Source organism: Mesorhizobium sp. CA13, assembly GCF_020165235.1.
GTDB lineage: Bacteria > Pseudomonadota > Alphaproteobacteria > Rhizobiales > Rhizobiaceae > Mesorhizobium.
Genome location: NZ_JAIUHS010000007.1, coordinates 1 through 11,434 on the forward strand (window position 1 = coordinate 1; position 11,434 = coordinate 11,434).

General features: G+C 63.6%; 9 protein-coding genes. 3 read left to right on the plus strand and 6 right to left on the minus strand.

Annotated features, from left to right (window positions below; translation table 11 throughout):
- Positions 1-30 precede the first annotated feature (30 nt).
- From LB566_RS17365 to LB566_RS17375, 3 genes are all read left to right on the plus strand, one after another.
- A complete protein-coding gene (locus LB566_RS17365; protein ID WP_224625276.1) occupies positions 31-2,403 on the plus strand; it encodes an aldehyde dehydrogenase family protein in 2,373 nt (790 codons plus the stop codon).
- Positions 2,404-2,582: 179 nt separating this feature from the next.
- The gene (locus LB566_RS17370) at positions 2,583-3,314 is read left to right on the plus strand and encodes an SDR family oxidoreductase (protein WP_224625277.1); all 732 of its coding nucleotides are present in this window, start codon (positions 2,583-2,585) and stop codon (positions 3,312-3,314) included.
- Between the two features lie 168 nt (positions 3,315-3,482).
- Positions 3,483-4,328, plus strand: coding sequence for a fumarylacetoacetate hydrolase family protein (locus LB566_RS17375; protein WP_224625278.1), 846 nt, complete (start codon positions 3,483-3,485; stop codon positions 4,326-4,328).
- Between the two features lie 176 nt (positions 4,329-4,504).
- On the opposite strand, the gene LB566_RS17380 is transcribed toward LB566_RS17375, so the two are convergent.
- The 6 genes from LB566_RS17380 to LB566_RS17405 all read right to left on the minus strand — a co-directional run bounded on the left by LB566_RS17380 (position 4,505) and on the right by LB566_RS17405 (position 11,253).
- Positions 4,505-5,503, minus strand: a complete 999-nt coding sequence (locus LB566_RS17380) for an ABC transporter ATP-binding protein (RefSeq protein WP_140551689.1) — start codon at positions 5,501-5,503, stop codon at positions 4,505-4,507.
- A gap of 226 nt (positions 5,504-5,729) precedes the next feature.
- Positions 5,730-6,791 (minus strand): Gfo/Idh/MocA family protein, encoded by a 1,062-nt coding sequence (locus LB566_RS17385; protein WP_224625279.1) that lies wholly within the window; start codon positions 6,789-6,791, stop codon positions 5,730-5,732.
- Between the two features lie 106 nt (positions 6,792-6,897).
- Positions 6,898-7,737, minus strand: a complete 840-nt coding sequence (locus LB566_RS17390; RefSeq protein WP_224625280.1) for a carbohydrate ABC transporter permease — start codon at positions 7,735-7,737, stop codon at positions 6,898-6,900.
- A gap of 9 nt (positions 7,738-7,746) precedes the next feature.
- Positions 7,747-8,676, minus strand: a complete 930-nt coding sequence (locus tag LB566_RS17395) for a carbohydrate ABC transporter permease (RefSeq protein ID WP_224625281.1) — start codon at positions 8,674-8,676, stop codon at positions 7,747-7,749.
- 248 nt (positions 8,677-8,924) lie between these two features.
- A complete protein-coding gene (locus LB566_RS17400; RefSeq protein WP_140551693.1) occupies positions 8,925-10,184 on the minus strand; it encodes an ABC transporter substrate-binding protein in 1,260 nt (419 codons plus the stop codon).
- A 121-nt stretch (positions 10,185-10,305) separates the two neighbouring features.
- Positions 10,306-11,253 (minus strand): N-acetylmuramic acid 6-phosphate etherase, encoded by a 948-nt coding sequence (locus LB566_RS17405; protein ID WP_224625282.1) that lies wholly within the window; start codon positions 11,251-11,253, stop codon positions 10,306-10,308.
- Positions 11,254-11,434: the final 181 nt, after the last annotated feature.

Sequence of the window (11,434 nt, forward strand, 5' to 3'; positions counted from 1 at the left end):
TCCTGCCGAGACAATTATCTGGAGCACTCCATGAACATTCTCGAACGCTATCACGCCATGGACTACGGCCCGGCGCCGGAAGCCCGCAACGAGGCGGACGCGTGGCTTGCCGGGCGCGATTTTTCCAAGGCATTGTTCATCGACGGCACCTGGAAGGCGGCTGGTGGCGGCAAGACCTTCGAGACCAGCGAGCCTTCTTCCGGCAAGCTGCTGGCCAAGGTCTCGGACGCCGGCGCCGCCGACATAGACGCGGCGGTCGCGGCGGCCAGCAAGGCGCTGCCGAAATGGTCGGCCTCCTCGGGCTATGCCAGGGCCAAAGTGCTCTACGCCATCGGCCGCGCCATGCAGCGCCACCAGCGCCTGTTCGCGGTGCTTGAGACAATCGACAATGGCAAGCCGATCCGCGAGAGCCGCGACATCGACGTGCCGCTGGCGATCCGCCACTTCATCCATCATGCCGGCTGGGCGCAGGCGCTGGACAGGGATTTCCCCGGCCACAAGGGCGTCGGCGTCGTCGGCCAGATCATCCCGTGGAACTTTCCGCTGCTGATGCTGGCCTGGAAGATCGCGCCGGCGCTGGCCGCCGGCTGCACGGTGGTGCTGAAGCCGGCCGAGTTCACGCCGCTGACAGCCATCCTGTTCGCCGAGATCTGCGAACGAGCCGGCGTGCCGAAAGGCGTCGTCAACATCGTGCAGGGCGGCCCGGAAGCGGGTGCGGCCATCGTCAACCATCCCGGTATCCAGAAGATCGCCTTCACCGGTTCTTCCGAAGTCGGCAAGATCATCCGCAAGGCTACCGCCGGCTCGGGCAAGAAGCTGTCGCTGGAGCTTGGCGGCAAGTCGGCCTTCATCGTGTTCGATGATGCCGATCTCGACAGCGCCGTCGAGGGTCTGGTCGACGGCATCTGGTTCAACCAGGGACAGGTTTGCTGCGCCGGTTCGCGGCTGCTGGTGCAAGAAGGCATCGCCGACGCCTTCATCGCTAAGGTCAAGGTCAGGATGAGCCGGCTGCGCGTCGGCAGCCCGCTGGACAAGAACACCGATATCGGCCCGCTGGTCGATCTGACGCAGCTCGATCGCGTCAAGGGCTTGATCGCCGAGGGCGCAAAACAGGGGGCGGTCTGCTGGCAGCCGGATGCGGCGCTGCCCTCATCCGGCTATTACCATCTGCCGACCCTCGCTACCGGCGTTTCGCCGGCTAATATTCTCGCCCAGGAAGAAGTGTTCGGCCCCGTTCTGGCGACTATGACGTTCCGCAACACCGAGGAAGCGGTCGAGCTCGCGAACAACACTCGTTATGGCCTTGCCGCTTCGGTGTGGAGCGAAAACGTCAACCTTGCCTTGCACGTCGCGCCGCAATTGAAAGCGGGTGTCGTCTGGGTCAACGGCACCAATATGTTCGACGCCGCCTGTGGCTTCGGCGGCTATCGCGAGAGCGGTTTCGGCCGCGAGGGCGGGCGCGAAGGCATGTTCGAATATCTCACGGCAAAACTCCCGCTTGGCCCGGTCATCAAGCCGGCGGCAGCCTCGACACAACCGGTCGAGCAGGCCGATGGCGCGGCAATCGACCGGACGGCAAAACTGTTCATCGGCGGCAAGCAAGTCCGGCCGGACGGCAACTACTCGCTGGCGGTTGTTACCGCCAAGGGCAAGCTCGCCGGCGAGGTTGGGCTCGGTAACCGCAAGGATATACGCGACGCCGTCGCGGCCGCGCGAGCCTGCAAGGGCTGGCCGGAGGCGACCGCCTACAACCGCTCACAGGTGCTCTACTATCTGGCGGAAAACCTCTCCGGCCGGGCGGAGGAGTTCGGCGCCCGTCTCGTCCAGCTCACGGGCGCGACCGCAAAGGCGGCACGCGAGGAGGTCGACCAGTCGATCGAGCGCTTGTTCCTCTATGCCGGACTTGCCGACAAGTTCGAGGGGCGCGTGCACCAGCCGCCGGCACGGGCCGTGACGCTGGCATTGCATGAGCCGATTGGTGTCGTCGGCATCGTGGCGCCCGACAATCAGCCGCTGCTCGGGTTCATCTCACTGGTCGCGCCGGCGCTGGCGATGGGCAACACGGTGGTCGCGGTGCCTTCGGAGCGCCATCCGCTGCTCGCCACCGATCTCTATCAGGTCATCGAATATTCCGACGTTCCGGCCGGCGCCATCAACATCGTCACCGGGCGCACGGCCGAACTTGCCGGCGTGCTGGCCAAGCATGACGATGTCGACGGGCTCTGGCTGTTTGCCGACGCCGAGACCTGCGCCAAGACAGAGGCCGAGTCCATCGGCAACCTCAAGCGCGTCTGGACCGGCAATGGCCGCAGCTTGGACTGGGCCTCCGACGAGGCCGCGGGCGATGCCTTGCTGCGCCGCGCCGTCGAGGTGAAGAATGTCTGGGTGCCCTACGGCGACTGACGTTCCATGCTGTCACAATGGAGATCGGGTTCGGGCTTGACGCTCGGGCTTATGTTCTTTAACGAGAAAAAACATCTTTATCTGTGAACTGACACAGCAGGCCACTTCATGGCCTGTGACTGGCACATGACGCCTTCGCAGGCCGCCGATAAAGGCAGTTGACCCAGGAGGAGAACAGCATGGCGGATCTGGCAGGCAAGGTCGTCGTCATCACGGCAGCGGCGCAAGGCATCGGCAAGGCAAGCGCGCTCGCCTTCGCCAAGGCAGGTGCCGTGGTCCACGCCACCGACATCAACGAGACGCTGCTGGCGGAACTCGCCAAGACGGCGGGAATTAAAACCCGCAAGGTCGACGTGCTCAACGACGAGGCGGTCACCACCGCCTTCGCCGGGATCGGCCGCGTCGACGTGCTGTTCAACTGCGCCGGCTTCGTCCACTCGGGATCGATCCTGGAGATGAAGGACAGCGATCTGGATTTTGCCTTCAATCTCAACGTGCGCGCCATGATCCGCACCATCCGCGCCGTGCTGCCCGGCATGCTCGAGCGCGGCGACGGGTCAATCATCAACATGGCCTCGCTGGCGAGCTCGCAGAAGGGCGTGCCGAACCGTTTCGCCTATGGCGTCACCAAGGCTGCGGTGATCGGCCTGACCAAGGCAATCGCGGCCGATTATGTCGGCAAGGGCGTACGCTGCAACGCCATCTGCCCCGGTACGGTGGAAAGCCCGTCGCTGCAGGATCGCATGCATGCGCAGGGTGACTATGAAGCGGCTCGCGCGGCCTTCATCGCGCGCCAGCCGATGGGCCGGCTCGGCACGCCGGAGGAAATCGCCGATCTGGCCGTCTACCTGGCCGGCGCCACCTACACATCCGGGCAGGCCTACAACATCGATGGTGGCTGGTCGATCTGACCGGATCGAGGAGTCTGAAAATCCCGCTCACCGGCTATCACGATAGGATGTCCGCGCTTGCCCTGGATCAGGCCGGTGGTACGGTCCGCCGGCTTCCTCAAAAGAGCCATTCATTTCGGTGAAGCGTTTGCAAAAGGCCGCGAGGCCGCAACCAGGAGAAGGGTTTAAATGAAACTGCTGCGCTATGGCGAGGTGGGGAGCGAACGTCCCGGCCTGCTCGATGCGGATGGAACGATCCGCGATCTCTCCGCCCATGTCGCCGACATTGCCGGCACCACGCTTCATCCGGCCTCGCTGGAGATGCTGTCCAGGCTCGACGCAAAGTCGCTGCCGGCGGTTTCCGGCAAGCCGCGGCTCGGCGCCTGCGTTGCCGGCACCGGCAAGTTCATCTGCATCGGCCTCAACTATTCCGATCACGCCGCCGAGACCGGGGCCACCGTGCCGCCGGAGCCGATCATCTTCATGAAGGCCAGCTCGGCCATCGTCGGACCGGACGATGACGTGCTGATCCCGCGCGGCTCGGAGAAGACCGACTGGGAGGTCGAGCTCGGCGTGGTCATCGGCAAAACAGCGAAATATGTCAGCCAGGCCGATGCGCTCGATTATGTCGCCGGCTACTGCGTCGCGCACGATGTGTCCGAGCGCGCCTTCCAGGCCGAGCGGCAGGGTCAGTGGACCAAGGGCAAGAGCTGCGACACGTTCGGCCCGACCGGTCCGTGGCTGGTGACCAAGGACGAAGTAGCAGACCCGCAGAACCTGAAGATGTGGCTGACCGTCAACGGCAAGACCATGCAGAACGGCTCGACCAAGACCATGGTCTACGGCGTCGCCTATCTCGTGTCCTATCTGAGCCAGTTCATGTCGCTGCATCCCGGCGACATTATTTCGACAGGCACGCCGCCCGGTGTCGGCTTGGGCATGAAGCCGCCGGTGTTCCTGAAGGCTGGCGACGTGGTGGAGCTGGGCATCGAAGGGCTCGGCCAGCAGAAGCAGACGTTCAAGGCGGACGAGTAGCGCGACGTGCTTTCTTCCTTCTCCCCTTGTGGGAGAAGGTGGATCGGCGCGCAGCGCCGAGACGGATGAGGGGTGCTCCAGCGGAGTGAGGCGCTGGCGTTCCCTGGAACACCCCTCATCCGTCGCCTTCGGCGACACCTTCTCCCACAAGGGGAGAAGGAAGACCAGTCGCCAGCTTACTTCAGCACCTTTCCGTCCTCCCCGAACCGGTAGGTCTTCGCCGGATCCGGCGTCGCGTAGAGCGTCGCACCGGGCTCGGCGTCATAAACACCGAAGATGCGCACGGTGATCAGCCCGGCCTTTTCGCAGTCGAGGTAGAGATTGGTGTCGGCGCCGAGGTGCTCGGCATGCACGACGGTGCCTTTCCAGGCGCCGGATTTCGGATCGACGGTCAGATGCTCGGGCCGCACGCCGATGGTTTTGGCGGTTTCGCCGAGGCGAGCGCCGTCGATGAAGTTCATCTTCGGCGAGCCGATGAAGCCGGCCACGAACTCGTTTGCCGGCGCATTGTAGAGCTCCATCGGTCCACCGATCTGCTCGATTTTTCCGGCATTCAGCACCACGATCTTGTCCGCCAGCGTCATCGCCTCGACCTGGTCGTGGGTGACGTAGATCATCGTCGCCTTGAGCCGGCGATGCAGCTGGGCGATTTCCAGCCGCGTGTTGACGCGCAGTGCCGCGTCGAGATTGGACAACGGCTCGTCGAACAGGAACAGCTTTGGCTCGCGCACCACGGCGCGGCCGATGGCGACGCGCTGGCGCTGGCCGCCCGAGAGTTCCGCGGGACGCCTTTCCAGATAGGGCTCAAGCGACAGCATGGACGAGGCGATGCCGATGCGGCGGTCGATCTCCGCCGCCGGCGTGCCGGCCTGCTTGAGGCCAAGGCCCATATTGTTCTTCACCGTCAGATGCGGATAGAGCGCATAGGTCTGGAACACCATGGCGATGCCGCGTTTCGCCGGCGGCGTGGCCGAGACATCCGCACCATCGATGACAACCCGGCCCGAGGTCGAATCCTCCAGCCCGGCGATCACCCTGAGCAAAGTCGACTTGCCGCAGCCCGAAGGGCCGACGAAGACGACGAATTCGCCATCCGTCACTTCGAGGTCGATGCCCTTCAGCACCTCCACCGGCCCGAAGGCTTTTTTCACGTTTTCGATCTTCAGCGAGCCCACGGCAGTCCTCCAAATTGATAAGCGGGCGCCAGGGCACCCCCCTCTGGCCTGCCGGCCATCTCCCCCTCAAGGGGGGAGATCGGCAGCTTCGAGGCCTCGCGCCTTTCTCCGGCGCTGATAATTGGCGAAAGCCGTGGTGACATCCGATCTCCCCCCGTGAGGGGGAGATCGCCGGCAGGCCAGAGGGGGGCGCCGTAGGGCGCAACCTCTGCCGACAATTCGCTGGTCACAACCGCACCGCCTTCCCGCTGCGCACGCTCTCGTCGGCGGCAAGGCAGACGGCGAGCGACTTGACTGCGTCGTCCATATGTTTGGTAAGGTCCAGGTCCTCCCGGATCGCCTTCAGGACAAAAGCCTGTTCGAGATCGCAGAGATCCTGGTGGCCGGGTTCGCCCTCCATCGACAGCATCTCATCCGGCTTGGCGAACTTGCCGTCCGCGCCGGTTGCCGCGCTGTGCAGGCGGATGGTCGAGGTCTTGGTGTGGGTGTCGATGTCGTCGGACTTCACGCCCTCCTTCATGACGATCGACACGCAGCCATTGGGCGACATGACATCCTTCACGAAGAAGGCGGTTTCCGAGATCATCGGTCCCCAGCCGGCCTCGTACCAGCCGACCGAGCCGTCATCGAACAGCACCTGGAGATGACCGTAATTGTACATGGAGGGTGCGACCTCGTCGGTCAGCCGCACGCCCATGCCGCGCACCTCGACCGGCCTGGCGTCGGTGATCTGCAGCATGACGTCGAGATAATGCACGCCGCAGTCGACGATCGGTGAGGTCGTGCGCATCAACTGCTTGTGCGTCTCCCAGGTGTGTCCGGAGGATTGCTGGTTGAGGTTCATGCGGAAAACATAAGGGCCGCCAAGCTTGCGCGCCTCGGCGATGAGCCTGATCCAGGACGGGTGATGGCGAAGGATGTAGCCGATCACCAGTTTCCTGCCATTGGCCCTGGCGGCCGCGACGACGCGCCTGGCATCGGCCACCGTCGTTGCCAGGGGCTTCTCGACGAAGACATGGCAGCCGGCCTCGAACGCCTTCACCGCATAGTCGGCATGGCTGTCGGAATAGGTGGCGATGCAGGCGACATCGGGCTTTTCGTCGCGCAGCGCATCCTCGAAGGAGCGCTTGATGCCGTAGCTCGCCAGCCCGTCCGGCAGGGGCACGTCGGAGCGGTTGATGAGCGCCGCGACCTCGAAGCCCGGATTGGTGTGGTAGGCCAGCGCATGGCTGCGGCCCATATTGCCGAGGCCGGCGACGACGACGCGAAGGGGTGGTTTGTCGCTCACCTGACTACTCCACTTTCTCTTGAGAGGGTGTCACCCCACCCGGCGCTTCGGCGCGCAGCGCCGGGTGGGGTGCAGCGCGGCCCTACGAGGATTTGCCGCCCCTCGATCACTTCACCGCTCCTGACGTGATGCCGCGGATCAGCTGCCGCGAGAAGATGACGTAGAGGATCAGCACCGGCATGATCGCCAGCGAGAGCGCGGCCAGGATGGCGTTCCAGTTGGTGACGAACTGGCCGAGGAAGAGCTGCGCGCCGAGCGTCACCGTCTTGGTCTCTTCCGACGGCGCCAGGATCAGCGGGAACCACAGATCGTTCCAGATGGGGATCATGGTGAAGACGGCGACCGTCGCCATCGATGGCCGCACCAGCGGCAGCACCAGCCGGAAGAAGATGGTGTATTCCGACAGGCCGTCGATGCGGCCGGCGTTCTTCAGGTCGTCGGACACCTGTTTCATGAATTCCGAAAGGATGAAGACAGCCAGCGGCAGGCCTTGCGCGGTGTAGACCAGGATCAGCGCCGTCAGCGTGTTGACCAGCCCGCCCGCCACCATCAATTGCAGGATGGCAACAGTAGCCAGCCGGATCGGGATCATGATGCCCAGCGCCAGATATAGGCCCATCAGCGTATTGCCGCGAAAGCGGTATTCCGACAGCGCAAAGGCAGCCATGGCGCCGAACAGCAGCACGAAGAACAGCGAGGCGACGGTGACCACGAGGCTGTTCTGGAAATAGTGGATGAAGTCGCCCTGGCCGATCACCGTGGTGTAGCCGATCAGGTCGAAGGTCTTTGGCGTCGGCGGCGTCAAAGGCGCGCCGAAAATGCCGGCGCGGGATTTGAACGAATTCATGATGACCAGGATCACCGGGAACAGCGCGATCGCCGTGTAGGTCAGCAGGACCGCATGGGCGCCGATGGTGCGGGGCAGCGAACGTGTGGCGGTGCTCATCTCTCGCCTCTAGAACTGGTAGCGACGCAGGCGCGTCTGGATGAGGAAGAGGTAGACGCAGACACCGCCGAGGATGATCAGGAACATGATCGTGGCGATGGCGGCGCCCATGTTGGGATCGCCGACCTGCAGCTGGAAACCGAAGAAGGCGCGATAGAGGAAGGTGCCGAGAATGTCGGTCGAATAATTCGGCCCGGCGAGTGCGCCCTGCGCGGTGTATATCAGGTCGAAGGCGTTGAAATTGCCGACGAAGGTGAGGATCGAGATGATGCCGATCGAGGGCAGGATCAGCGGCAGCTTGATCTTCCAGAACTGCGACAGGCCGGTGATGCCATCGCATTCGGCCGCCTCGATCACCTCGTCGGGGATCGACAGCAGCGCGGCGTAGATGAGCATCATCGGAATGCCGACGAACTGCCACACCGAGACCAGGCTAAGCGCGGTCAGCGCATACTGCTCCTTGCCTAGCCATGGCGTGAACAGGCTTTTGAGGCCGACCAGATCCATCATATGCGGCGCCACGCCCCATAGCGGCGACAGGATCAGCTTCCAGGCGAAGCCGACGATGACGAAGGACAGGATGGTCGGCACGAAAATCGCCGTGCGGTAGAAGGCCGAGAAGCGCAGCCTGGGACTGGACAGAAGAGCGGCCAGCAGCACGCCGATCGGGTTCTGCACCAGCATGTGGATGATGAAGAACCAGACATTGTTGCGAAGCGCATTCCAGAAATTCACCGACCAGTTGGGATCGCCGAACAGGGTGCGGAAATTGTCCAGCCCGACGAAGACCTGCGACTGCTCGATGTTGCGGAACAGCGACAGCTGCAAAGTGCCGGCGAGCGGCAGGATCATGATCGCCGTGTAGACGAGCACCGCCGGCGCCAGGAAGACGGCGATATGCCAGCGGAACGGTCTTTTCGGTCTGATATCTGCGGCCATGAGTTCGGTCCCCGCCGATCAGGTCTGGGAAAATGCTTTCGACAACAGCGCTGCCCCTCATCCTTACCCTCTCCTGGTGAAGAACGGAGAGAGGAGGTCGCCAGCGTTGCGGCAACTTCCTTTCTCGCCGTCACTGTACGGGGAGAAAGTGCCGGCAGGCGGACAAGGAGCGGCGCCGTCCTTCGCAGTCGATGCTATCGAAAAACGCCGGGCCGTCCACTTGGAACGGCCCAGCTCTTGCCCGAGCGTTACTTGGCGGGCTTGTACCAGCTGTCGAGGCCGTCCTGCAGCTTCTTGGCAGCGGCTTCTGGCGTATCGGTGCCGTTGATGACATTGGCCGATTCGACCCAGGTCTCGTTCTCGAGGTTCGGCGTGCCACGCGACAGGATCTGGTAGGTCGAGCGGATCGTCGACTTGCACTTGCCGCGCCAGGAGACGAACTCCTGCGCCAGCGGGTCTTCCATCTTCACCGGCGAGGAGTTCAGGCTGAAGAAGCCCGGCAGCGCGTTGGCGTAGATGGTGGCGAAATCCGGCGAGGCCACCCAGGACAGGAAGGTCTTGGCCGCGTCCGCATGCTTGGAGCCCGCATTCAGGCCCATGCCGATATCGGTATGGTCGGAGATGTAGCAGGTATCGCCGGCCTTCTCGACCGGCGGCGGGAAGGCGCCCATCTTGAACTGGGCCTGGGTGTTGAACAGGCCGATTTCCCACGAGCCGGCCGGGTAGATGGCGGCGCGGCCGAGCGTGAACAGGTTCTGGCTGTCCGGATAGGTCTGCGCCTCGAAACCGTCACCGAGATAGGGCTTCCACTTGGCCAGTTCCTCATAGGGCGCCACCCAGTCCTTGTCGGTCAGCTTCTGCTCGCCCTTGATGAGGGCCGCACGGCCCTCCTCGCCCTTCCAGTAGTTGGGGCCGATGTTCTGGTAGCCCATGGTCGCGGCTTCCCAGAGATCCTTGGTGCCCATCGCCATCGGGATGTAGGTGCCGTCGGCCTTGATCTTGTCGAGCGCGGCGAAGAACTCATCGCGGGTCTCCGGCACCTTGATGCCGAGCTTGTCGAAGGCGTCCTTGTTGTAGATGAAGCCATGGATGACGGACGCCATCGGCACGCAGAAGGTCGCCTTGCCGTCGTCGGTCTGCCAGGCGGACTTGGCCACTGGCGAGAAATTGTCCATGCCGGGCAGCGAGGAGAGGTCGGCGAGGTTGCCCTTCTTGAACAGCTCGAGCGACTTGTCGAACGGGCGGCAGGTGATCAGGTCGCCCGCCGAACCGGCGGCGAGCTTGGCGCCGAGGGCCGCGTCGTATTCGGTCGGCGCCGACGGCGCGAACACCACCTTGATACCGGGATTCTTGGCTTCGAAGGCCGGGATCAGCTTGTCCTTCCAGATGGCAAGGTCGTCGCCGCGCCAGCTTTCGATGTTGAGCGTTACGTCCTCGGCGTGAGCCAACCCGGCCGAGCCGAGAATGCTGGTGCCCAAAAGCAGTGCCGTCAGTAGTTTCGTTGTCATGCTCAGTCTCCCTGTTGACCTTTTTCAGGTTCGGTTTTGATGAGAACAGGGGCGTTGCGCCCCTTGCTCCCCTCGCAAGCCTGCTTCACCCCCGATGGAAATCGGGACGAAACAGGCTCTATTACTTCGTTCGAGCATGATCTTTTCCGAAAAGCGGTCTCCACTTTTCGGGATCATGCCCCAGCGCGGAAAGGGCCGGCCGCAGCTTCTGGCCGGCCTCTTCCAGTATCTTCTGCGCCGTGTCGGCGCTGTCGGCGCCGGCGGCAAGCAGAATGGCGGTCTTGACCGCGCCGCCGCTCTTTTCGAGCAGGCGGGCCGCGTCGTCGCGGCTGCCGCCGCTGATGGCAGCTACGATCCGCGCCGCGCGGTCGCGCAGCTTGCTGTTGTCGGCCATGAGATTGACCATGTAACCGTCATGGACATGGCCGAGATGGATGGCGGCGAGCGTCGACAGCATGTTGAGGGCGATCTTCTGGGCGGTGCCTGCGCCCATGCGCGTCGAGCCGGCGATCACTTCCGGCGGTGTTTCGAGCAGGATGGCGGTTCCAGACAGACGCAGCAGAGCTGAGTCCCGGTTGTTGGCGATGCCGATGGTGGCCGCACCGCGACGGGCGGCTTCCTCGATCGCCCGCAGCGCATAGGGCGTCGTGCCACTGGCCGAGATTGCGATCAGGCAGTCGCCCTTGCCGATGCCGGCGTTGGCGACCGCTGTAGCGGCCTCCTCGGTGTCGTCTTCGGGGCCGCCGGCCAGCGTCCTGAAGGCGTCGTCGCCACCGGCGACCAGAATGGCGATGCGGTCGCGCCGGATGCCGAAAGTGCCGGGCAGTTCCAGCGCATCGGCAAGCGCCATCAGGCCGGAGCTGCCGGCCGCGGCGTAGGCAAGCTTGCCGCCGTTGCTCAGGCAGCTCGCGATGACCTCGGCTGCTTTGGCTATGGAAGGGATGGCATCGCGCACGGCCTTCGCGGCCTCGACCTGCGCGTCGGCCAGCGAAGCAAGGATGGCTTCGGGTGCCTGGATATCCAGCCCCTCGGCGTTCCTGTGCAGCGCTTCAGTGCGCGTTTCGGCCATCCCAGTTCCTCCAATTCGGAAAACAATACCAAAAAAATACCACTTGTCCACACGCATTAACGAATTCGCGGTGCCGAAATCGCTGACGCAGGTAAACGGCCAAGTTTTTCAATAAAATATGCCCTAATCTTTTTGCAGCGGAAATTAACCCTTGGCTATTGGTATTTTATTGGTATTATCG